The organism is Paenibacillus sp. R14(2021) (genome assembly GCF_019431355.1).
GTDB lineage: Bacteria > Bacillota > Bacilli > Paenibacillales > Paenibacillaceae > Paenibacillus_Z.
In genome coordinates, this window is the sequence record NZ_CP080269.1 from 768,257 (window position 1) to 791,788 (window position 23,532).

A 23,532-nucleotide genomic window follows, 5' to 3' on the forward strand; every position below is an offset into this window, starting at 1 on the left:
CACCTCACAATAGCTTTATTCAAAAAAATGCCTACGTGAGTTTCTCTTCAGATCTTACTAATCCTCAAGATTGGAAAGATAATAGGCATACTCTAAGGGTCTACTATAAATTTTTCGTTTATAACACGTCAGATCTTTGTATATATTTTTTTGGGGTTGTCCGTTAAGTTCGATAATCCATAGTTTTCTCTGTTCGTCTAACACAAAGTCGACACTCAATTCTCCCAATAAACCCAAGTAAGTCTCTGCTTCTTGTGCGGCCGTTACACTTACCTCATACAGAGAACGGTGTATTTCATTCACTTTATCCTGCGAAAATAATCGCGGAAGAATTTCTTCAGCATCATAAATGGTTTCACATATACTCGTATTATAGTAATGTTCATAGGCTGCTCTACACGTTATGGCGGAAACAGTCCATTCTCCAAGAATATCTTTTTGAACCAGGACCCGGATGTCAAAATACTGATGAACAAGTTGACTTATATGAATTCCTTGCTGAACCAAGTATTTTTTCAGTCCGAATAGTTCATCTAATTTTCTCTGAATGCCTTCACTTTGTCTCCAAATATATCTTGGGGCCAAGCTGTGCAAAGAGATGTGAATATCTCGATTATCCTTTAGCTCAACTCGGTACACGGACTCCCCTTTAGCCCCGTAAGAAGGCTTAATGTATACTACTCTATATTTCTCCAGTAGCTCTAATACGTTGACTTCGTTATATATAAATGTGTCTGGCAGATAAGGCTTAAGCTTTGACTGCTTCAATATATTGTAGATATCCCATTTATTAAAAAAATTAATTATATTAAAGCATCTATTCCTGCCGATCGCCTTCTCAAGGCGTTGAATGATTATTGATCTTTTGTTGAAGCACCGGTTATATACGACATGAGGAAAAGGGAACGAACTTTGCTTCCAGATGCCCTTCATAAGGCTGAGCCCAATGATACGTTGTTCCTCCCAAAGGATATCAGCGGGAGTAAAAGTGTAAAGCTTTAGGTTTACATTGTGATACCGTTGATATAGCTTTAATATTGTTTTTTTGCTGTTCCTTCTGGTAACGAGAATACCTAGTAATGGACAACTCCCCAATAAGATCACTCCCCCCGGCTCAATCTCTTTGTATTATCTAATGCAGACGTAGACATATGGTATGGGACAATATCACGGCAGAGCGCAAATTCAGCGAATATACTGCTCTATCAACCTATTATTTTGTTAAATAGGTATTTTTCCATTTTTTTTATTAAAAATTTGAATAAGATGAATCACATCTGTGAAAGGAGTTGAATCTATGGGAAAATATAATTGTCCTCCAGGTCCCCCAGGACCAGAAGGGCCTCGAGGGCGCCGAGGAGAGACAGGAGCAACGGGAGCAACGGGGATTCCGGGAGCAACAGGAGCACGAGGAGCACCAGGTGCACCAGGTGCTACAGGAGCAACGGGGACTCCGGGATCACCAGGAGAACGAGGTGCAACAGGGGCAACGGGGGCAACGGGGACTCCGGGAGCACCAGGAGAACGAGGAGCAACAGGAGCAACAGGTGCAACAGGTACAACGGGAGCAACGGGTGCACCGGGGACTCCGGGAGCAACAGGTGCAACCGGTGCAACAGGAGCACCGGGGACTCCGGGAGCACCAGGTGCAACAGGTACAACGGGAGCAACGGGTGCACCGGGGACTCCAGGAGCAACAGGTGCAACCGGCGCAACGGGTGACACAGGAGCAACGGGTGCACCGGGGACTCCGGGAGCAACAGGTGCAACAGGTGCTACAGGAGCACCGGGGACTCCGGGAGCACCAGGTGCAACAGGAGCAACGGGCGCAACGGGCGACACGGGCGCAACGGGCGCAACAGGTGCAACAGGAGCAACAGGTGCAACGGGAGCACCGGGGACTCCGGGAGCACCAGGTGCAACAGGTGCAACAGGAGCAACAGGTGCAACGGGTGACACGGGAGCAACGGGAGCAACAGGTGCAACAGGTGCAACGGGTGACACGGGCGCAACGGGAGCAACAGGTGCAACAGGAGCAACGGGAGCAACGGGTGACACGGGAGCAACGGGAGCAACGGGAGCAACAGGTGCAACAGGAGCAACAGGTGCAACGGGTGACACGGGCGCAACGGGAGCAACGGGAGCAACAGGTGCAACAGGAGCAACGGGTGACACGGGAGCAACGGGAGCAACAGGTGCAACAGGAGCAACGGGTGACACGGGAGCAACAGGTGCAACAGGAGCAACAGGAGCAACAGGTGCAACGGGAGCAACAGGTGCCGGATTAGCCGAATACGGGTATATTTACAACCTGGGTGCTCAAGTTGTACCGATTGAGGCCGATGTCATTTTTGATTCAAATGGAATAATGACAACTGGAATTACGCACGCTCCCGGAACCTCTCAAATTCTAATTACCACTCCGGGAGACTACGAAGTTACTTTCTCCGTGTCCGGTGTGGAACCCAACCAATTCTCGTTATTTCTTAATGGCGCACCGGTTGCGGGTACAGTCTATGGTTCAGGCGCAGGCACTCAGCAAAATAACGGTCAGGTTATTATCGCCATAGCTGCCGGCGATGTTCTTACTCTTCGAAATCATACTTCTGCTGCCGCAGTTACCCTGCAAACATTAGCCGGAGGCACACAAACAAACGTTAATGCTTCTATCCTAATCAAAAAATTAGATTAGTAACTTAAATCTCTCGTATTGGGATTACAGATTGCAGAAAACTTCTCTTGCTACCATTGGAATCTTGAGAGTTCTCTTTGTTTCAGATCGTGTCATCCCGATCACTTTTCGGATGCGGTAGAAGGACACCTGAAGAAATAATTATAGCTGTTTCTTCTATTCCTGCATGCCCAAAACAGCGACCTCAGGGTCCGACCTTTATTCTCCTTCCGTTCATAGTCTTTTGGGGAGATGAAATCCTGCGAATGAGTGAGCATACGAAAGAAAATCCCTTAATACCGAGGAACGGGTACGATTGTTGAATGAACCAGCGAACCAGCGACAGTCTAGGACTTTTTTATCAGTCCAAGAATGCCGCTGGTTTTTTTGTAGTAATAAAAATCTACGTAGGTTCTCCAGATACAGAGGATCCTTGCGCTGAATAAAATTGTGGGCGAGGAAGGACAGGAAATGACCAAAGTCGTTATTAGAAAGCTATGAATGATTTGCTGCGAGGACTATTGGAAGTTGGAGTACCGAAGGACTAACCCGTCAACAATAGTCAAAGAATATGAATCTTTCTGCAATGAAAGCGTTGACAATATGACTGAATGTGTTTAATATTGGGTCAAAGCCACGGTAAGCGTTATCATTTAATAAAAACAGTCATAATCCGTCATCTGCATACCGGAGGCTTGTAAAACGGGGAGGAAGTTGTCTATGAAAAGGAATAAAGCACTATCCGTTTCTCTTACGACCTTGCTTGGCGCCAGCGTGTTATTGTCTGCATGCGGCAGCGGCAGCGATGACAAAGCAAACAACGCAGCAAACAACGCTGCGGCCAACAACACTGCGGCAAACAATTCGACCGAACCAACCGAAACCTCGAAGGAGAAGGTCACCATCGATTTCTGGACGTTCTGGGGGTCGGAAACGCGCCGGCCGATCATCGAGAAAATCATTGACGATTTCAACAAGTCGCAGGATCGCATCACGGTCAAACATACGTATTATCCTTTCGGCGATATCTGGACGAAGGAGCTTGCGGCGGTCGCGGCAGGCAATCCGCCTGATGTGATCGTGAACGATATCAATGCCACCGCCCAGCGCGCGGACAAGAATCAGAATACGAATCTATCGAAGTACTTGGAGAAGGAAGACATCAAAGACCGTTTCTTCCCGCAGTTGTGGGATACCGTGATCTACAAAGACGAAGCTTATGCGCTGCCGTTCACGACGGATACGAGAATGATGTTCTATAACAAAGACCATTTCAAAGAAGCGGGACTTGACCCCGAGAATTTTCCGAACACCTGGGCAGAGCTCGAAGAAGCGGCCAAGAAGCTGGATAAGAAGGACGGAGACAAGTACACGCGGATCGGTTATTCCCCGCAGTACGCCGGCTTCGATTGGGGCAGCATCGCAATGAACTTCGACAAAGGCACGAACTGGTTCGGCCAGGACGGCAAGCCCGTCATCAACGACAAAGCCCATCTAGATGCCATGAATTACGTGCTTGCCAACGCGGAACGGATCGGGCAAAAAAACCTGGATAATTTCAAAGCGTCTTTCGGCAGCAAGCAGGCGAATCCATTCATCGCGGGCCAAGTTTCGATCTGGCCAGATGCTACGACGTTCTATACGCAGCTTCGCGACTACGGTCAAAACGTGAACTTCGGCATTGCGCCGATACCGGAGATCGAAAACGGTTCCGGCCACTACAGCGTCGGCGGAGGCTTTGTCGTCGAGATTCCGAAGGGCGCTAAGCACCCGGACGAAGCGTGGGAGTTCATGAAGTATCTGACGGATAAATCGGCGCAAACCTATTGGGCGGAGAAGAACTTCGACAGCGTCGCGAACAAAGAAGCGGCCAACGACCCGGAGCTCCTGAAGAATCCTGTATATAAAGCTGCTGTCGACAACATGGCGGTAACCAAAATATTCCCTACGCCAGTCAATGCGCCGGATTTCTTGAATTTAATCAATCCCAATCGGGACGCGGCGATTCTGGGCAAAGCATCTCCGCAGGAAGCGCTCGACAAGGCGCAGCAGGACGTCGAGAATTTGCTGAAGCAAAATACCAAATAAATAGTAGCGCCCTTGGAGGGGAGTGGATCTTACCGTCGCTCCTCTCTTTCATTGCCGTTCGCCAAGACCGAAAGGGGTATGATCATGGACTCAGCCGCCAAGAAAAGAAGGATGGGGTTGCAGCAGCGGAAGGAAGCAAGGCAAGGCTTCGTATTTGTCTCGCCGTGGATCATCGGCTTTCTGGTGTTTACCGCAGGTCCGCTGCTGTTCTCGCTCTATGCGAGCTTCACGAATTACGATATTACGTCCAGGCAGGAATGGATCGGAACGCAGAATTACGCCACGATGTTCTTCCATGACCCTCTGTTCTGGAAGTCGCTCCATAATACCTTGTATTACGTCGTTCTCAGCGTGCCGCTGACAACGCTCGGTTCCTTGCTGCTGGCCGTCATGCTGAATCAGAAGATACCAGGCATGAAGGTGTTCCGGACGGTATTCTATCTGCCTTCGATTCTCTCAGGAGTCGCGCTGTATATTTTATGGCAAATGCTCTTAACGCCAGGGAGCGGGCTGATCAACGTCATGATTGGCTGGTTCGGCGTCGACGGTCCCGCCTGGCTGGTGGATCCCGTATGGACGAAGCCGGCGATTGTACTCATGAAGCTGTGGAGCGTCGGCGGGGGAATGCTGCTGTATTTAGCCAGTCTTCAGAATGTCCCGGAGCAGCTGTACGAGGCTTCGGAAATCGACGGGGCAGGCCCGATCCGGCGTTTCTGGCATATCACGGTTCCGATGATCACGCCCGTTCTCTTATTTGAATTGATCACGCATCTGATCGGCGCCTTTCAAATATTCCAGGAAGGTTACGTGATGTCAAACGACATGAACGCACCGGGTTCTCCTATGGATTCGCTGTTGTTCTTTAATCTCCATATGTTCCTGAAGGCATTCAAGGTATACGACATGGGCTATGCAATGGCTCTGGCCTGGTTCTTGTTTGTGGTCGTCATCGTATTGACGATTGCGAATATGCTGCTCTCGAAATTTTGGGTTCATTACGAAGGAGGGGATAACCGATGAGCACCAGAACCGCCTCGGGACGGTACTTTCAAAACCGCAAGACGAAGCAGCGCTTAGGAAAGACGATTCTGCTGCTCGCGTTAATCGGGATTTCGATTATCCTTCTTCTGCCGTTGTGGTGGATGATCGCGACTTCGCTGAAATCGCTGACGGAGATCATGTCTTTCCCGCCGACCTGGTTTCCCAAGGCAATTCATTGGGAGAACTACGAGCTGGCTTGGAGCAAAGGTCATTTTGCTCGTTATACGCTCAATACGCTGCTGCTTGCAGCCGTCGGCGTTATTTCGCACGTACTGTCCAACACGTTCATTGCCTATGGTTTTGCTAAGATCAAGTTTCCGGGAAGAAACTATTTGTTCTCGATCATGCTCGGAACGATGATGATCCCGAGCTTCGTGACATTGATTCCGCAGTATATCATGTTTTCCAAGTTTCATTGGGTGGGCTCTTATTTGCCTTTGACGGTTCCCGGATTTTTCGGGGCGGCTTATCAGATCTTTCTGATCCGCCAGTTCTTCATGTCGATACCGAACGAATTGATTGAAGCCGGGAAGATCGACGGAGCAAGCCACTATTATATTTGGTGGAAAATTATGATACCGCTCGCCAAACCCGCGGTTGTCGTCATTGCGATCATGACCTTTCAGGGCGCGTGGAACGATTTCCTCGGGCCGCTCATCTACATTAACAAGGAATCGATGTTCAACCTGCAGATCGGACTGCAATCGTTCAAAGGCCAGGAAACCACGCAGTGGCATTATCTGATGGCGGGCTCGCTTATGGCGATGCTGCCGGTGATCGCGCTATTCTTCTTTTTCCAACGGTATTTCATTGAAGGCATGAATATTTCGTCGGGGACCAAAGGGTAACCCGCCTCAACCTATACGACATTCGAATCGCAGAAGGAGCTGGATCAAGATGACAAGAGTGAAACCATCTAACGTCGTTGTGCTGAAAAAGGGAATGGAACAAGCAGAGAAGGGCAGTTACGCGCTGGGCTCATTCTCGCCGCGCTATACCCCGATGATTGCAGCCGTTCTTCGAGCAGGCCAAAAGACGCAGTCGCCGCTGATCGTGCAAATCTCCAGCAAGGAGCTCGTTCGCTACGGCATTACGCCGAAGGCGTTCGCGGATGAATTTTACGCTTGCATCGAGTCGGAACGCATTACCGTTCCGGTCGTGCTTCATCTGGATCATACGAAGGATATGGCCGTTATCCGCGAAGCGATCGCCGCTGGCTTCACGTCCGTCATGATGGATGCCTCCGAGAAGCCGCTCGAGGACAATATCGCGGACTCCAAGGAAGCGGCCGAATACGCGCATCGGCATGGCGTTTCTGTCGAAGCGGAGCTCGGAATGATCGGAACTACGGATTTCGTCGAGACGGATAAGGACGAAGAGCTGTTTACGGACCCTCAGGAAGCGCTGCGATTCGTCACGGAATCGAACGTGGATGCGCTCGCCGTCTCATGCGGCACCGCGCACGGCGTCTACATGGTGAAGCTTCCGAGTATCGACTACAAGCGGTTGCAGGCAATTCGCGCGTTGACGCCGGTTCATCTCGTGCTTCACGGCGGTTCGGGCGTACCGGCGGAGATGATGAAGCAAGCCATCCTGCTTCCGGGCGGCGGCGTAAGCAAGGTGAATATCGCCACCGATCTGGAGCTGGCGTTCCTTGGCGCGCTCGGCCGGGAAGAGCGGATGACGAATGAAGAATGCCGAAATCTATCGCCTGCTGACCTTGAACGAGGAAGGGCAGCCGTCGAAGCGGCCGTCGCGGATAAAATGACGCATTTTCTTGGCTGCGCGGGCAAAGCGGGCCAATTCGAATATTCAGCGGTATAAGCCTTTTTCAATCAACGGCCTACTATTTTCCTTCCAGGAGCGTGATGAATGCTATGCATCAGAACGAGAAGAAGAAGCTGTACATGATCGGCAACGCCCATTTGGACCCCGTCTGGCTCTGGCCTTGGCAGGAAGGCTTTCAAGAGACGAAAGCGACGTTTCGTTCGGCACTGGACCGGATGAAGGAATATGACGATTTCATCTTCACGTCCAGCTCCGCGCAAAATTACGAGTGGGTGGAACAAAACGACCCTGCGATGTTCCGCGAGATTCAAGTCCGCGTCGCCGAAGGCCGATGGGTGATTGTCGGCGGCTGGTGGATTCAGCCGGACTGCAATATCCCGAGCGGCGAATCGTTCGTGCGGCAGGGGTTGTACGGCCAGCGGTATTTCAAGAAGAAGTTCGGCGTTACCGCCAAAGTCGGCTACAACGTGGACAGTTTTGGTCATTTCGGCATGATGCCGCAAATTTTGAAGAAGAGCGGCATGGATTATTACGTCATGATGCGTCCGATGCCCAATGAGAAAGGTCTCCCGGGCCGGCTGTTCAAGTGGGAGTCGGATGACGGTTCCCAGGTGCTCGCTTTCCGCATTCTGTTCGAATATTGCTCGTGGGGCAAAGATCTGGAGAACCATATCCGCCGCTGCGAGACGGAGCTCAGAGCACCGTTCGACCAGTTGATGAGCTTCTACGGCGTAGGCAACCACGGAGGCGGGCCGACTCGGGAGAACATCGACAGCATAAAGCGGCTTCAGAAGGAGCAGGACGATGTCGAATTGGTCTTCAGCTCGCCGAACGCATTCTTCGAAGATATGGAAAGACAGAATCTTCCATTGCCAGTCGTCCATGATGATCTGCAGCATCATGCAAGCGGCTGCTACGCGGCGCATTCGGGCGTGAAGCAGTGGAACCGTAGAGCGGAGAATCTGATGGCGACGGCGGAGAAGATATCTTCGATTGCCGCATGGACGACCGGACAGCCTTACCCGAAGGATTATGACCGCGCATGGAAAAATATCTTGTTCAATCAGTTCCACGACATTCTGGCGGGTACGAGCATCGAAACGGCGTATGACGATGCAAGGAACGAATACGGCGAGGCGCTTGCCATTGCTTCGCGCGGATTGAACTTTGCCGTGCAATCCTTGTCATGGAATATTCATATCGAGGAAGAGGAGAACATGAAACCGATCGTGGTGTTCAATCCTCATGCTTGGGAGAGCCGCGTGAACGTCGAAGTCGAAGTCGGCAGCCTCAAGGACGAACATGTGCTAATCGATGACGAGGGTCGTCCTGTCGCCTTCCAACGGATCCAGCCGTCCGCTACCAGCAATGGACGGTACCGGCTGAGCTTTATTGCGGGTCTGCCGTCACTTGGCTACCGCGTCTATAGATTGACCTCGAATCCTTCAGCGCTCAAAGCAATGGCGTCGCCCGTCAAAGCGAACGATTATTCGATGGAGAACGGGCGTTTCCGAATCGAATTCGACCCGAACACCGGATATATCGTTTCGCTTCGCGATAAGCACCATGATGTCGAAGTGTTCCGGAATGCGGCGGCAAGGCCGGTCGTCATCGAGGACAAGTCGGATACATGGAGCCATAACGTGTTTCATTTCAATAATGTGATCGGTGCGTTTACCGCCAGTCGCGTGCAGCTCGTCGAGCATGGTCCCGTTAAATCCGTGATCCGCGTCACTAGCGATTACGGGCGTTCTTCGCTCGTGCAGGATTTTACAATGTATGCCGAGCTTGACCATATCGACGTGAAGGCAACGATCGATTGGCGCGAGCAGTTCAAGATGCTCAAGCTTGTCTTCCCGGTTAATTTGATCTTCACCCGCCAGTCTTATGAACAGCCTTACGGCTACATCGAACGGGCGCATAACGGCGAGGAGGAGCCGGGTCAATCGTGGATCGATTACTCGGGCATCACGAGAGACACGAGCAAGGTTTATGGCGTGAGCTTGATCAACGACTCCAAATACAGCTACAGCATCCATAACAAAGAGATGGCGATTACGCTGCTTCGCAGTCCGATTTATGCGCATCATGATCCGCTCGTCCCTTCGGATACCGGGCATTATTCCTTTATCGACCAGGGCATTCAGACCTTGCACTACGCAATCCTGCCGCATGAAGGAACTTGGGAAACGGCCGGAACCGTGAAGCGGGCGGCGGAACTGAACCAGCGTCCGATTACCGTGATCGAAACCTATCATAAGGGCGAGCTCCCGCAGCGGGATTCGTACCTGTCGGTCGACGTCGACAACGTGCTGGTCAGTGTCTTGAAGAAGTCCGAGGACAATGACGATCTCATACTTCGTGCCTATGAAACGGCGAAAACGAGCACGCGGGCTGTCATTGCGCTGCCGAAATGGAATCGGAGGATCGAGGCGGATTTCGGCCCTTGCGAAATTAAGACCTTCCGGATTCCGAAGGATGCAAGCTTGCCGGTTACGGAGACGAATCTGATCGAATGGGAGCTTGAATCCTAGGACATTTCGGCCTTTCATATAGGAAGCGCGGCAAGAATCGGGTATAATTGGCTTAATTGCCAAGAGATTCGGTATTCGGAATTGCCGTTCCGTCATGCGATTTATCGGCTAGGAGGAGTTAGCATGATCGTCATTGAGAGACGTCACCGGATCAAAGAGTTACTCTTGAAAGAAAGAAGCGTAAAAGTGGCCGACCTGGTCCGCGAGTTCAACGTATCCGAAGAAACGGTCCGGCGAGATCTAAATCAATTGGAGAAAGAGGGCCTGATCGTCAAAAATTACGGAGGCGCCGTCCTCTCGGACGATTTGCAGGTCGCCTTCAATCAAATTCCGCCGGTACAGCAGCGGAAATTCGAGTTGTTCGAGGAGAAGGACGCCATTGGCGCGGCCGCCGCGTCGCTTGTCGAAGACAAGCAGATCGTCATACTGGATTCCGGTTCGACGACATGGTGTGTTGCCCGGCATTTAAATACGTTGAAGGAATTGACGATCGTTACCAACGGCGTCAATATCGCGGATGAATGCGCAAATTCGGAAGGCACGGAGATCTTCTTGCTCGGCGGGAAGCTGATTAAGAAATCCATGAGCATCGTCGGCCCTCAAGCGGAAGCGGACATGCACAAATACAATGCGGATTACGTATTTCTCGGGACTTCAGGCATTTCCCTCAAAAAGGGCTGCACCAGTTCCGACCCTTACGAGGCCGAAATCAAACGGGTCATGATCGAAACCGCGCAGCAAGTGGTTATCGTTGCCGATCATAGCAAGTTTAACCGTCAAGCCCTTCTCTCGTTCAGCAGCTTCGACAAGGTGGATATGCTCATTACCAGCGATCTGGTAGAACCGGCCATCCTACAAGCGATCGAGGCGCAGGGCGTGAAGGTGATCGTCGTTCCCGTGGGCGGGACAATTGGATAAGATAGCTGATCAACGCGAGTACGGAATTGGGGTGTTAGTGGAATGACGGTTTGTTTGATCCGGAATGTGCGTTTACTGGGCGGAGCTGAGCCGGTTCAATGCGATGTCCGTGTTCGGGATGGCCAAATAACGGAAGTTCATCGAGACAAAGCAATTGCCCCTGCGGAATACGAGACGGACATGGAAATCGACGGCAGCGGCCATCTGCTCATCCCGGGCATGATCGATGTCCATATACACGGTGCCGATGGCTTTGATATGATGGACGGTACGCTCCGCAGCCTGGAGGCGGTATCCGTTGCATGCGCTAGAACAGGCTGCACGACATTCCTGGCGACTTCCGTATCCTCGTCGTTGGAAGACCTGTTCGGCATGCTGGCTAGTGTCTCTCAATACGAAGGGAAGGAACAAGGAGCGCGAATTGCCGGCGTGCATATTGAAGGGCCGTATCTGAATACGAAGCGTAAAGGCATGCAGAATGAACGGTACTTGCGCCATCCGGATCGGGATGAAATGAAGGCGATTCTGGAGAGGGCGGGTTCGTTGATCCGAATGGTGACCCTGGCGCCTGAACTTCCCGGGGGCTTGGAGATGGTTGCGTTTCTGAAAGAGCGCGGCATCGTGGTGTCCGTGGCGCATTCCGATGCGACGTACGAGGAAGCCAAACAAGCGTTTCGATGCGGCGCAAGCCATGTTACCCATTGTTTCAACGGCATGCGCCCGATCCATCATCGGGAGCCGGGGGTCGTCGTCGCCGCCTTCGAAGAAACCGATGTGAGCGTGCAAGCCATCGTCGACGATGTCCATCTTCATCCCGCCATCGTTCGTTTGCTTTATCGAGAGAAGGGAGCCGATAAGATGGTTCTCATTACAGATGCGCTCCAAGCGATGGGGATGGGGGATGGCAGCTATCTATTCGGCGGTCACAAGGTGACGGTGTCGCAAGGTGTCGCCACGCTGGAGGACGGTACGCTCGCTTCAAGCACGGTAACGATGAATGCGGCATTAGCGAAAGCCGTTAAAGCCGGTATCCCGTTGGAGGACGCCGTCCGTATGGCAACGGAGACGCCGGCAGCCGTGCTGGGCTTATCCCGGAAAGGGCGAATCGCGCCGGGAATGGATGCGGATCTGGTGCTGATAAATGAGCAATTCGAGGTCTTATGGACAATGGTTAATGGAGATATCGTTTACAACCGTACAGAGTAATAGATTGGTTGCCGGGTGAAGACGGGTGACCCATTCCTTGTTCCGGATACCGCCTATATAATGGGGGAATGCCGGATGGGGAACGACTCCTCGACCTTTGCGCTGCGATCGGCGGATTCTATCCTATAGAAACTTTTAAAACACCTTCAAGAGAATGCGTCATGTCGTAAGATATGAGGATAATCTTTGGAGGTGTTTTTGCAGCCGTCAGAAGATGACTTTCTCTGGCCTACTTGGTCGTGGACGTGTTTACACACCCAAATAGATGATGCAATTGAAGATTATTACCGAAAAACTTCGCCAAAAATATGTCCATTCCTTCTAAAAAAGTGACATGGGCGCGCCATCCTCGGCAAGCTAGAATGAGTATCAGAAAGAACGACACTCACATTCTAGGGGGAAGCGAACATGAAGAAATCGATGAAGCTTTTAGGTACCTCATTAGTCGCACTTAGCCTTGTTGCGGCAGCAGGCTGTGGCAGCAACAGCAATAACGACGGCAATAGCGGCGGCAAGGACGCTGGAAGCAGCAACCAGACAAACAGCGGCACGAATGCTGCAGCAGGAAATAGCGGAGATGCCAAAGCAGAGAAAGCAGACATCCTGTTCTGGACACCGTTCTCCGGCGCTGACGGCGAGTTTATGAAGAAGATTGTTGAGAAATACAACTCTTCGCAAGACACCTACAAAGTGAAGCTCGTTATTCAGCCGAACGGCGAATACTACAAGCTGCTTGACGTAGCGATGAGCGCGGGCAAAGACCGTCCAGATCTGGCGATCATGCACGTGGACCAAATCCCGACTTACGTGAACAAAGGCCAGCTTCAGCCGATGGACGATCTGGCGTCAGCAGCAGCAATCAATAAAGCTGATTATGTAGAAGCGCCGGTGAACTACGAGACAATCGACGGTAAATGGTACGGCATTCCGCTCGACATTCACCCGCTCGTTATGTACTACAACAAAGACCTCTTCGAGAAAGCCGGCATCGCGGCTCCGCCAACAAACCGTGCCGAATTCGAGGCGGATGTCGAGAAGCTGACAGACAAGTCGAAAGGCGTATACGGCTATGTTCTTCCAACGCTCTGGCCGCAGCAATTTATTTTCCCGACGCTGGTATGGCAAAATGGCGGCGACCTATGGAACGGTACGGACGTAGCTTACAACTCGCCTGAAGCCGTTGAAATGGTGAAATGGATGCGCGGCCTCGTAGATAAAGGCGTATCCCCGGGCAACGTACAGCAGGATGGCGAGAATACCCTGTTCCTGCAAGGCAAGAACGCAATCCAATTTAACGGTCCTTGGATGAAAGGCCAATTCGATGAAGCAGGCATTAACTACGGCGTAGCGCCGGTGCCGCAAATCGGCAAAGCGAAACAAGCGGTATTCGCGGGTTCCCATAACTTCGTACTTCCTAAAGGTGTAACGGATGCAAACGTGATTAAAGGCATCGGCGACTTCCTGAAATATGTATCGACCAACTCGATGGATTGGGCGGCTTCCGGCCAGGCGCTGGCTTCCAAGCCCATGCTGGAAAGCGCGGAATTCAAGGCGCTCGACATGCAAAGCAACGTAGCGAAATCGTTCGACCATGTCCAATTCGCGCCAAACGTACTGAACTGGGCAACGATCTCCGATCCGATCTGGGGCGAACTGAGCAATGCGCTGCTGGGCAAGAAGGACCCGCAGAAAGCGATGGACGATGCTGTAGCGAAGTCCAGACAAGCGATGAAAAAATAATCCGGATTACTTCCCTCGCGGAGAAGGAGGAGGCGTATGAGCTCGCCTCTTTCTTCTCTGTTTTCACCTTTTAGAGACATACGAAATGGAGGAGCTGCGATTGGTTAAGAGCACCTTGCAATCCCGCTTAACGTCAACCTTGTTTGTACTTCCTTATTTGCTTTGCTTTTGCGCGTTTCTGCTGATTCCGATTTTGTACGGCGTCTATATTTCATTCCATAATTTCGAGCTTCTGTCGGAAAAGCATGCGTTCGTAGGTTTCGATAATTATATGAAAATCTTCACGCCGGGCTCTTATTTGTTTGAGCAGTTCACGACCGGTCTTTGGAATACCATGCAGTTCGTGCTGTACTCGGTTCCGCTGCTTGTTGTCCTTGGTCTAGCCCTTGCGCTGCTGCTGAATCAGCTGCCGAAGCGGATCCGCGGGCTGTTCCGTACGTTTTACTTCATGCCGTACGCAATCTCCGGCTCCGTCATGGCGGTAATATGGCTTATGATGTTTGACACCAATGCGGGCTTCCTGAACGGCCTGCTGGCCAAAATGCATATCGATCCGGTAGCTTGGCTGACCGATCTGCCATGGGTATGGGTATCGCTTGTTCTTACAACGCTGTGGTGGACGATTGGCTTTAATATGATTATATTCACAAATGCGCTGAATGAAGTGCCTGAGGATTATTATGAGGCCGCTTCCATTGACGGAGCGAATGCGTGGAGAAGATTCGTCAGCATCACGCTGCCGTCGATCCGTCCCGTTATGCTGTTCATCATTATTACTTCTACCATCGCTTCCTTTAACGTGTATGCACAGCCTTTCTTGCTGACACGCGGGGGACCCGGCAACAGCACACGCGTGCTTCTGATGAACGTCCTGGATGAAGCGTTTAAAGGCAAGCAGGTCGGCTCGGCTTCGGCGATGGCGATTCTGATGGCGGTTATTATCATTATTATCTCGGTCGTCCAATACCGGTTTGCTTATGGAAGGAAGGAGTAGGAAGCATGAAAAAAACATTACTTATTCTCGTTGCTGTCATCCTTGCAGCTGTTTTCCTGCTCCCGCTGATTTGGATGTTGTCCACTTCCTTCAAGAATGATTTTGAGGCACTTGCCGGGCAAATGAATCTGATTCCGAAAAAGCCAACGTTCGAGAACTACCTGAACGGGTTAAAAGGCAACCTCATGAACGTTCCGATTACACGCTGGATCTCGAACTCCTTGTTCGTAGGTGCTGCAGGCACGGCGATCGTCCTGTTGTTCTCTTCCATGGCTGCATTTGCGCTGGCCAGGTTGCAGGACTTGCCGCTGAAGAAGCTGATGTTCCCGATGTTTATCGGTTCGATGATGATCCCGGGCATTCTGACCTTCCTGCCGATGTACATGGAATTTAATACGCTTGGCTGGATCAATACGTATGCGGCCCTCATTCTTCCTTACTCGTCCGGCGCGTTTGGCGTATTTCTGCTGTTTCAATTTTTCTCCGCATTTCCGAAAGAGATCGAAGAGGCTGCGCGGATCGACGGCGCAAACAAATGGCAGATTTATTCCCGTATTCTGCTGCCCGCTTCGGTATCCATTATGGTGACGCTTGCAATCTTTACGTTTATGGGCATATACAATGATTTCGTCTGGCCGCTTTATTCAACAACTTCGCCGGAGATGCGTACGATTACAGCCGGCATTGCGATGATGGCGCAGGGCAGCTACACGCAGGCATACGGCAAGCTGATGTCGATGACGGTTATCGCGACGCTTCCGGTATTTATCATCTTTATCGTAGGCCAGCGTTCCTTCGTGAAAGCCATTACGCAAGCTGGCGTGAAATAGAGATTTAAGAATGGCAGCGTATGGCAGAAGACTAGCCCTATGTGCGGCCATTCTTTTTTAGGAGGTCATCGGAAGTTGAATCCGAAACATTGGGCTGTTCTGGCAGCAGCAGTGCTGCTTGTTGGGGCGGCTGTTATAGGAGTGTGGGTATTGAAAGATTCCGCGAAGGACGAAAAGGAAATTACAGCCCATTACAACGGGCATGGCGGTACGTTCAAAAATACGCTAGCCGAGATCGATACGCCGGATCCAAGCGTGATCTACAAAGACGGCTACTATTATATGACCTTTACGCATAACGGCGCGGATATCATGGTGATGAAATCCCGTACCATGGACTTCAAGCAGGCAGAAAGAAAGGTGGTCTGGTATCCCGATATCGGAACCCGTTATTCGGCTGAGCTGTGGGCGCCGGAAATGCAGTTCCTGCAAGGCAAATGGTACATCTATTTCGCCGCTGACGACGGTCTTAACGAGAATCACCGGATGTTTGTCCTAGAAGCGGATACCGATGATCCGATGGGCAGCTATACGTTTAAAGGTCAGATCACCGACGACACGAATAAATGGGCGATTGACGGCCTTGCCATGGAACTGAACGACAAGCTTTATTTTGTATGGTCCGGCTGGGAAAGCGATATCAACATACAGCAAAATACGTATATCGCACCGATGAGCGATCCGCTGACAATCAGCGGTCCACGTGTTCTGCTTTCCGAGCCTGATCTGGAATGGGAGAGAGCCGGAGGTCCTCCATTTATTAATGAAGGACACTCGATTCTCCATCATAATGGCCAGGTTCATATCGTATATTCGGGAGCGGGCAGTTGGACGCCGTTTTATGCGCTTGGCATGCTGACGCTCAAGGAATGCGCAGATCCTCTCGTCGCTTTGAACTGGACGAAGGCACAAGAGCCGATTCTGAAGATGGACGAAGTCGCTGGCGTTTATGGTCCGGGCCATAATTCCTTCGTTACTTCACCTGACGGCACAGAGCAGTGGATCGTCTATCATGCTACAACAGCTCCAACGGATGGCTGGGGCAATCGCAAGGCACGCGCGCAGAAGCTGGTATGGGACAAAGCCGGCAATCTGCAAATCGGCAAGCCGTTAAGCCTGGATACAGCAATTGAGGTTCCTGCGGGTACAGGCGTATTCAAGGCGGACGCTGCATCAGCGGATGTAAGCTTTGATCTGATTCCTTCTACAATTCAAACAACGGCACCTCTGCTTATTCATTATCAGAATGGTACGGAAGATAAGGTTCGAGCCAAAGTGAGTGTTAACGGTGAACAAACTGCAGATGCTGAGCTCCCTAAGGTGCTAGGAGCCGGATACGCTTATACCGACATCGCGCTTGCAGCAGGAATGAACGAGATTCATATCACTATGGATGGCGGGCAAGGCCGCATCGAAGCGATTGAGCTTCCTAGATACGAAGCGGAGTATGCTGCGGCAGGGACGCAAGGCGAAGCCGAGGAGAATCTGTTCTCGTCAGCTGGAGGTAAGGTTGTCATTGCGACGGGAGAAGGCGAAGCCCTGCGGTTTGCCAATATTCAGGTGCCGGTAAGCGGGGCCTACGAGATCAGATTGGCTGCGGCAAATTTTTCGGGCAGCGATGCAGAGCTGCAAATTCGCGCAGACGGAATTGGAAGCAAAGGGAGTAGTATTGTTTTTCCAAACGGAAAACGCAACAATTACCAAACTCATTCGGTTACCTTGCAATTGAAGGCGGGCAAGAACGCCATTATACTGGAGAATGCGACTTCAGAGGTGCATGTCGACTATATGGATATCTTGCGAAGTTCTACACAATAGGGGGCGCTGGTCATGAGAGGCTTGTCCTTTCGTTTCTTCATTACATCAAGCTTAATTTCTATGATTGGGGCAAGTCTTGCCTTGACTGGCTGCAGCCGCAACAATACCGATACAGCGGTGTCCGCTGAGCCCAAAGCATCCGCGATTCAGCTTAATTATTGGACCCCCTTCAGCGGAGGAGACAATTTATTTATGACCGAAATGGTTGATCAGTTTAATCAAGAGCACGAGGATATTCAGGTCGTCCAGATGAATTCGAGGCTGGACGACTATTATTCCAGGTTAAGGACGGCAATTCTGTCCGGTAATGCGCCTGATGTTGCTATCATTCATGCAAGCTCTTTGCCCCAATTCGTACAGAACGGTTACATTGAAGATTTATCCGGTCCGGCGAAGATTGCGGGCCTGGATTGGAAGGTATATAACCAAGCAGGGGTGAAGGCGGTGTCCTTCCAGGGCAAGCCGTATGCAGTGCCGCTTGATACCCATATGCTTGTCATGTATTACAACAAGACGTTTCTGCAGCAGGCGGGAGTTCTTGACGCGGAGGGCAAGCCGGTGCTTCAGGGCGGAGAAGCGGGCTTTACCCATTTTCTGCAGCAAATCCGGCAGGCTGTTCCAAGTGGTATCGCTCCGCTTGCCCAGCCAAGCACCCGTATTGACGCGGTCTGGCTGTGGTGGAGTCTGTACAACCAGCTTCAAGGCGGTGGAAAGTTCTATAACGCAGACGGTACGAAGGCCGTTCTTAACAATCCGGCTGCGCGCAAGGCTTTGAATTATATAGAAGGACTGTACAAGAGCAAGTTGATTCCGCCGAATATACCGGATGCCTTTAAGCTTTTTAATGAAGGAAAAGCAGCTGTTCTCATTTCGGGGGTATGGGCAACCGGCGCACTGGAGAAGAATGCTTCGCTTCATTTCGGCGTAGTCCCGCTGCCCACGATCTATGACAAGCCTGCCGCATGGGCGGATTCCCATACGCTGGCCATTCCGTCGCAGCATGATATGCCGAAGAAGAAACGGGAAGCGGCGATCGTCTTTATGAAATGGTTAGCCGAGCATGGCGCCAAATGGGCGGAAGCAGGTCATGTTCCAAGCGTACTCGCGGTAATGGATACGGAAGCGTTCAAGTCGCTTAATTATCGCAGCGAGTATGCAGCAGCTGCCAATTCAGTGGCGTTCTGGCCAAAGCAGACGAAACAGCATAGCTTTATTGAAATCATTATCCGGCAGTTTGAGCGGATGATTTACGGTCAGCAGACACCGGAGCAGGTGCTTGAGGCAGCGGATAAGCAGATCAATCTTGAGCTATCGAAATAGGCGGGGTGAGCGATGATGACTACATTAAGACGCTTGCAGCAATGGTTCAAAAACCTGGCGCTCGCCCGCAAGCTTATTCTCGTTAACGTGCTTCTGATTGTTGTCCCGCTCGGTGTGATCGGGGCATGGTCGTTTTCGATTTTTGCCTCCAAGATGGAGGAGCAGGTCGGCAAGTATCAGCTTCAGATGCTGAAGCAGGTAACGCTGAATATCGATACCTACATGAATGAGCTTAACCGGCTATCGCTTATGCCTTATCAGTACCAGGAGATATTGGATTTTCTCGCAACGACGAGACAGCCCGGGGAGGCTTTGTCGCTCCAGGAGATCGATGATTTGAACAGCTTCGTCTCCAAGGTGTTTCTGAACGGTCGCGTGGATATTATGGGCATTTCGTTGTTAGGCGAGCATGGCGCTTCTTATGTCGTGCTGCCGGAAAGCCAATATATGACGACTTATCAGCTTGGGGGCAATACAGAATGGCTGGAGAAGGCAAAGGGACGTTTCGGGCAGCCGACTTTTATTACAACCCATGACGTAAAGTCAACTAGCGGGACGGTCTATCAGGTATTCTCGATCGCACGGGAGCTGCGCAGCTTCGACAGCGGGGAGACGCTGGGGTATATCGTCATCGATATCGATCCTGCCGCTGTGCGCAAGCTGCTCTCCCAGGTCAGTCTTGGCAGCAAGGAATCGTTATATATGACAGACAGTGCCGGAGATCTGGTACTGAGGAAGGAGAAGACAGCCATTTATCCTGCCATTGAAGGCTTGTCGCAGGAAGGCGTCTCACATCACAAGGTAGACGGGAAAAGCCTGCTTGTTGCTCATGTGAACTCCGAGGTAACGGGCTGGACAACGGTTGGTGTGGTGCCGGTCTCGATATTAATGCAGGATAGTCTGGTCGTCCGCAATTCCATTACTCTGATCGGCGGCATTTGTATTGGACTGGCTGTGTTGCTGTCGGTCTTTATAGCGTTTCGAATAACAAGTCCTCTCCGGATGCTGCGTTCTCTCATGCGCAAGGTGGAGCGCGGCGATCTAAAGGTATCATTTCCTGTCAAGCAATGGGATGAGGTTGGCCAACTGGGCAATGCCTTTAACATGATGGTGTCCCATCTGAGTGAGCTGGGCTACCGTCTTTACGAAACGGAAATTAGAGAAAAAAATGCCGAAATCGCTGCTCTGCAAAGCAAGATTAATCCGCACTTTCTATACAATACGCTTGGTTCCATCTCTATGTATGCCGAAGTGGAGGGGAACCGGGAAATTGTGACGATAACGAATAATTTAAGCCGCCTGCTCCGTTACTCATTAAGCGGTCGTAAGGAAATTGTTACGCTCCGTGATGAGCTGGATCATGTAAAGGGATACATGACCATCCAGAAAATGCGTTACGACGACCGGATAGATTTTCGTCTCCAGGTGGATGAATCGCTGTACAGCTGTCCCGTTATTCCGCTTATGATCCAGCCGATTGTAGAGAATGCGATTAATCATGGGCTTGATAAAGGAATCGGCGGAGGCCGGATTCAACTATCCTGCTATCAGGAGCATGGGATGCTGCTTGTTGTTATAGAGGATGACGGAGTCGGGATGACGAGTGATCAGCTTAACGCTATGCGTCAGCGCTTGGATAAAATTCATGATCTTGGAGGTACTTCCGGTAACGGCCTCATGAACGTGCACCGACGAATCCGGCTGCATTATGGCGAGCAATACGGTCTGCAGCTGGAGAGCATGCCGTTTCAGGGATTGAAGGTTATCTTGACGATGCCTATCGCTTATTCTATGACTGGATAGTGAGGAGACTGGCGAATGCCAAACATTCTGATTGTTGATGATGAAGCGATATTCCGCAAGGGGCTGCGCAAAATCATCGAGTCCTCTTCCGGCAGCTGGCAGGTTGCAGGCGAAGCAAAGGACGGGTATGAAGCGCTGGAAATGGTGGAAAGTCTAAAGCCCGATTTGCTTCTGACGGATATCCGGATGCCTCGGATGGATGGACTGCAGCTGATTCATATTGCGAAGGAGCGTTTTCCGAAGCTGCTTGTTATCGTGCTTAGCGGCTTTGATGAATTTACGTATTTGCAGCAATCGCTTCGGCACGGAGTCCGGGATTATCTAATGAAGCCTGTGGAGCGGGAGGAGCTGTTCAAGACGCTTAACAAGCTGGAGACGGAGCTTGCCAAGTCCCAACAGGTCCCAGAGCTGTACACATCGGAGCCGACCGATGCGAGGGTCATCCGCCAGCATGTAAGCGAGCATCTGGTGGCAGGACTGCTTAAGGGCTACGTCAACGAAGGCGATCTCGCACTTCTTGCGAGAATAGGAGTGACCTTCCAAGAGCCGTATTTTGCCTGCATGATCATTAAGCTGGATAAGGATCTGCTTGATAAGGAGCGGTACGAGAAAGCTGATCCAAGCTTATTCCAGCTGTATATTCAACAGATCATCCAGGAGCTTCTGGATCAGAGGGCAAAGGGCTTTTCGTTTATTTTATCCGAGACGGAGGTTGTCGCTCTTGTTAATCTGTCCGGCCAGCCAGAGGCAGGAGACCCGTTGCTCGAGCTGTCGGAGACGATCCGCAGGCGGATGATCTCCTTATCGAGATTAACGGTAACGATTGGGCTTGGGAGAATCGTTAACGGGATGAAGGAAATTCCGCAGTCCTTCCAGGAGGCGAAGATTGCCCAGCTCCACCGCTTAATTGTTGGAGGAGACCGGATTATCAGCTATGCAAGGATTAAGGAAGGCGGGGAAGAGATAGCTTGGAGTTCTCTGCTGGAGCTCCCGCTGGGAATGCTTGAGTCCTCCATTCAGGAAGGGAAGCTGAAGCTGACAAGAGAATACACGGCATCCTTCATTACGGCTCTCTGCTCTCAAGCCAAAAGCCCAGAAGTCATTCATCAGCAGATCTGCAAGGTGCTTATTCATGGGTATGAGGAAGCAGAGAAGCTGGAGCTTACGCAAAGCTGGCTTGGCGAGCGTACGATCCAATCGGTACTGCTCGAGATTTGCTCGTTGAACTCCCGAACGGAGCTAATCGACTGCTGCAGCTCTCATCTGGAGAAGCTGGCCGAATGTATTGCGAACAGACAGCGGAAATCCGATCATGATCCCATCGAGAAGGTCATTCGTTATGTGAACCAGCACTATCAGGAGCCGCTGTCACTGACGCAAGTAGCGGAGCAGGTCTATCTAAATCCTGCTTATCTGTCGACGTTGTTCAAGCAACGGACTGGTCGTTCGCTTGTCGAATACTGGACAGAGCTTAGAGTCTCTGAGGCGAAGAAGCGTCTTGTCGCATCTAATGAGAAGGTGACGATTATTGCCGAGAACACCGGCTTCGGAAATATCCGCCATTTCAACCGCGTATTCAAAAGCGTTACGGGTCTTGCCCCGATCGATTATCGGGAACAGGCAAGAGCGGTAAAGGCATAAATCATAACAGCCTGCAGAGCAGATTGCTGCTTTTGTAGGCTGTTTTTTGTGTGAATAGCTGCTTTTGCTTATCGGATCGTTGCTTCCGAAATGCCGCCTTCATCGATCTCACCTATCTTCTTGTCATGAAGCTTACTGAGAAGCAGAAGGCCGGAAACGGCGCCGCATAGGGCGGACAGCATATCCCATTGCGCATCCCATATGTCGCCTTGCATGCCCAGAAACTTGTCGGCGTCACCGCCAATTGTTTTATATGCCGTGAATTCGGCAATTTCGTACAAGCTGCTTGCCGCAAGTGTGCAGGAAATGGAAACTGCTGCCAGACATTTACCTCTCTTTATTATGTACAGTCGAAGCAATAGTTCTCTGGCAGCGATTGCCGAAATAATCCCTTGAAATACATGGCCAATCCGGTCGAAATCATTTCGTTTTAAGTGAAGCCACGTCCGAATCCAGTTGAATAGAGGTACATTTTCATAGGTGTAGTGGCCCCCAATCAACATGCAGACTAAGCTTACAAGCAACAACCCGTAAAATAACCCGGTGAACCTGAATTTATGAAAAGTTGCGGTCAAAACAAGGACGATAACGATTGCGGGAGTAACCTCGGCGAACCAAATGGGGTAATCAGCCGGCCGAATCACCGACCAAATCGTAACGGCAATGAAACCGACCAGTAAAAGCTTAGGGAATACATGACCATGTATTGGTGAGGACATGTTTGCGCACTGCCTCCTTTGGGCTAACCGTATAGAACCCGCCGTTTTTTGTTTTCATTTTGAATCGAATTGTAACGCGTCCATGCCTTAAGCGATATCCTATATAGCCAAATGACTATCCCCGTTTTTCTTTCCCTTCTTTAGAGACGGAAAGTCGGATGACATGTTATTCGCGCAGCACCAAGTGCAACCGGGAGACACGCTAGCCGCAATAGGTCACAAATATAACATTCCCCATCAGATTCTGGAGGAGGCTAATTCGCATCTTTCCAACCCGAGCCAATTAAAAGCCGGGGAGATGGTATATGTGCCTCGCATTTCGAACATGGTTTGCCAAAAGACCTATTCGGAGATGGCTCCAGTGAATCAAGGCCAAGCGATGTAGTTACGACAGCATCCTGTAAACCGTTGGAAACAAAAC

General features: G+C 51.0%; 18 protein-coding genes. 16 read left to right on the plus strand and 2 right to left on the minus strand.

Features of this window, described 5'->3' with window-relative positions; genetic code table 11:
• Window positions 1–57 precede the first annotated feature (57 nt).
• On the minus strand, window positions 58–768 hold the full coding sequence (locus KXU80_RS03910; protein ID WP_258171235.1) for a YheC/YheD family protein: 711 nt from the start codon (window positions 766–768) through the stop codon (window positions 58–60).
• Between the two features lie 529 nt (window positions 769–1,297).
• Here KXU80_RS03910 and KXU80_RS03915 point away from each other — a divergent pair.
• The 15 genes from KXU80_RS03915 (at window position 1,298) to KXU80_RS03985 (ending at window position 22,392) form a co-directional block, all read left to right on the plus strand.
• The gene (locus KXU80_RS03915; protein ID WP_219836981.1) at window positions 1,298–2,692 is read left to right on the plus strand and encodes a collagen-like protein; all 1,395 of its coding nucleotides are present in this window, start codon (window positions 1,298–1,300) and stop codon (window positions 2,690–2,692) included.
• Between the two features lie 699 nt (window positions 2,693–3,391).
• Entirely contained in the window at window positions 3,392–4,759 is a 1,368-nt protein-coding gene (locus tag KXU80_RS03920) for an ABC transporter substrate-binding protein (RefSeq protein WP_219836982.1), read from the plus strand.
• Between the two features lie 84 nt (window positions 4,760–4,843).
• Entirely contained in the window at window positions 4,844–5,779 is a 936-nt protein-coding gene (locus KXU80_RS03925) for a carbohydrate ABC transporter permease (protein WP_219836983.1), read from the plus strand.
• Window positions 5,776–6,648 (plus strand): carbohydrate ABC transporter permease, encoded by an 873-nt coding sequence (locus KXU80_RS03930; protein WP_219836984.1) that lies wholly within the window; start codon window positions 5,776–5,778, stop codon window positions 6,646–6,648. The genes KXU80_RS03925 and KXU80_RS03930 overlap by 4 nt, the downstream gene beginning before the upstream one ends.
• Window positions 6,649–6,697: 49 nt before the next feature.
• The gene (locus KXU80_RS03935; protein ID WP_219836985.1) at window positions 6,698–7,624 is read left to right on the plus strand and encodes a class II fructose-bisphosphate aldolase; all 927 of its coding nucleotides are present in this window, start codon (window positions 6,698–6,700) and stop codon (window positions 7,622–7,624) included.
• Window positions 7,625–7,677: 53 nt separating this feature from the next.
• Window positions 7,678–10,122, plus strand: coding sequence for an alpha-mannosidase (locus tag KXU80_RS03940; protein WP_219836986.1), 2,445 nt, complete (start codon window positions 7,678–7,680; stop codon window positions 10,120–10,122).
• Between the two features lie 123 nt (window positions 10,123–10,245).
• Window positions 10,246–11,040 (plus strand): DeoR/GlpR family DNA-binding transcription regulator, encoded by a 795-nt coding sequence (locus KXU80_RS03945; protein ID WP_219836987.1) that lies wholly within the window; start codon window positions 10,246–10,248, stop codon window positions 11,038–11,040.
• Window positions 11,041–11,082: 42 nt separating this feature from the next.
• Window positions 11,083–12,246, plus strand: coding sequence for an N-acetylglucosamine-6-phosphate deacetylase (nagA, locus tag KXU80_RS03950; RefSeq protein ID WP_219836988.1), 1,164 nt, complete (start codon window positions 11,083–11,085; stop codon window positions 12,244–12,246).
• Window positions 12,247–12,654: 408 nt separating this feature from the next.
• The gene (locus tag KXU80_RS03955; protein ID WP_219836989.1) at window positions 12,655–13,986 is read left to right on the plus strand and encodes an ABC transporter substrate-binding protein; all 1,332 of its coding nucleotides are present in this window, start codon (window positions 12,655–12,657) and stop codon (window positions 13,984–13,986) included.
• Between the two features lie 100 nt (window positions 13,987–14,086).
• Window positions 14,087–14,980, plus strand: a complete 894-nt coding sequence (locus KXU80_RS03960; protein ID WP_219836990.1) for a carbohydrate ABC transporter permease — start codon at window positions 14,087–14,089, stop codon at window positions 14,978–14,980.
• A gap of 5 nt (window positions 14,981–14,985) precedes the next feature.
• Window positions 14,986–15,810 carry a carbohydrate ABC transporter permease gene (locus KXU80_RS03965; RefSeq protein WP_219836991.1) on the plus strand — a complete coding sequence of 275 codons (825 nt, stop codon included), beginning with the start codon at window positions 14,986–14,988 and terminating at the stop codon, window positions 15,808–15,810.
• A gap of 75 nt (window positions 15,811–15,885) precedes the next feature.
• Complete coding sequence (locus KXU80_RS03970; RefSeq protein ID WP_219836992.1) at window positions 15,886–17,628, plus strand: family 43 glycosylhydrolase; 1,743 nt, start codon at window positions 15,886–15,888, stop codon at window positions 17,626–17,628.
• A 192-nt stretch (window positions 17,629–17,820) separates the two neighbouring features.
• A complete protein-coding gene (locus KXU80_RS03975; protein ID WP_258171236.1) occupies window positions 17,821–18,948 on the plus strand; it encodes an ABC transporter substrate-binding protein in 1,128 nt (375 codons plus the stop codon).
• Window positions 18,949–18,960: 12 nt separating this feature from the next.
• Complete coding sequence (locus tag KXU80_RS03980) at window positions 18,961–20,751, plus strand: cache domain-containing sensor histidine kinase (protein WP_258171237.1); 1,791 nt, start codon at window positions 18,961–18,963, stop codon at window positions 20,749–20,751.
• A 15-nt stretch (window positions 20,752–20,766) separates the two neighbouring features.
• Window positions 20,767–22,392 (plus strand): response regulator, encoded by a 1,626-nt coding sequence (locus tag KXU80_RS03985; RefSeq protein ID WP_219836994.1) that lies wholly within the window; start codon window positions 20,767–20,769, stop codon window positions 22,390–22,392.
• A 68-nt stretch (window positions 22,393–22,460) separates the two neighbouring features.
• Here the strand turns inward: KXU80_RS03985 and KXU80_RS03990 are convergent, their stop codons facing one another.
• A complete protein-coding gene (locus KXU80_RS03990) occupies window positions 22,461–23,111 on the minus strand; it encodes a DUF2238 domain-containing protein (protein ID WP_219836995.1) in 651 nt (216 codons plus the stop codon).
• 163 nt (window positions 23,112–23,274) lie between these two features.
• Between KXU80_RS03990 and KXU80_RS03995 the strand changes: the two genes are divergently transcribed.
• Window positions 23,275–23,496, plus strand: a complete 222-nt coding sequence (locus KXU80_RS03995) for a LysM peptidoglycan-binding domain-containing protein (RefSeq protein ID WP_219836996.1) — start codon at window positions 23,275–23,277, stop codon at window positions 23,494–23,496.
• The last annotated feature ends 36 nt before the right edge of the window (window positions 23,497–23,532 follow it).

Bases quoted from the DNA above. Each gene is read 5' to 3' on its own strand.
- KXU80_RS03975 (WP_258171236.1), top strand. From the start codon at position 17,821: ATGACCGAAATGGTTGATCAGTTTAATCAAGAGCACGAGGATATTCAG.
- KXU80_RS03920 (WP_219836982.1), top strand. From the start codon at position 3,392: ATGAAAAGGAATAAAGCACTATCCGTTTCTCTTACGACCTTGCTTGGC.
- KXU80_RS03925 (WP_219836983.1), top strand. From the start codon at position 4,844: ATGGACTCAGCCGCCAAGAAAAGAAGGATGGGGTTGCAGCAGCGGAAG.
- KXU80_RS03940 (WP_219836986.1), top strand. From the start codon at position 7,678: ATGCATCAGAACGAGAAGAAGAAGCTGTACATGATCGGCAACGCCCAT.
- KXU80_RS03980 (WP_258171237.1), top strand. From the start codon at position 18,961: ATGATGACTACATTAAGACGCTTGCAGCAATGGTTCAAAAACCTGGCG.
- KXU80_RS03945 (WP_219836987.1), top strand. From the start codon at position 10,246: ATGATCGTCATTGAGAGACGTCACCGGATCAAAGAGTTACTCTTGAAA.
- nagA (WP_219836988.1), top strand. From the start codon at position 11,083: ATGACGGTTTGTTTGATCCGGAATGTGCGTTTACTGGGCGGAGCTGAG.
- KXU80_RS03965 (WP_219836991.1), top strand. From the start codon at position 14,986: ATGAAAAAAACATTACTTATTCTCGTTGCTGTCATCCTTGCAGCTGTT.
- KXU80_RS03935 (WP_219836985.1), top strand. From the start codon at position 6,698: ATGACAAGAGTGAAACCATCTAACGTCGTTGTGCTGAAAAAGGGAATG.
- KXU80_RS03995 (WP_219836996.1), top strand. From the start codon at position 23,275: ATGTTATTCGCGCAGCACCAAGTGCAACCGGGAGACACGCTAGCCGCA.
- KXU80_RS03930 (WP_219836984.1), top strand. From the start codon at position 5,776: ATGAGCACCAGAACCGCCTCGGGACGGTACTTTCAAAACCGCAAGACG.
- KXU80_RS03915 (WP_219836981.1), top strand. From the start codon at position 1,298: ATGGGAAAATATAATTGTCCTCCAGGTCCCCCAGGACCAGAAGGGCCT.
- KXU80_RS03990 (WP_219836995.1), bottom strand. From the start codon at position 23,111: ATGTCCTCACCAATACATGGTCATGTATTCCCTAAGCTTTTACTGGTC.
- KXU80_RS03985 (WP_219836994.1), top strand. From the start codon at position 20,767: ATGCCAAACATTCTGATTGTTGATGATGAAGCGATATTCCGCAAGGGG.
- KXU80_RS03955 (WP_219836989.1), top strand. From the start codon at position 12,655: ATGAAGAAATCGATGAAGCTTTTAGGTACCTCATTAGTCGCACTTAGC.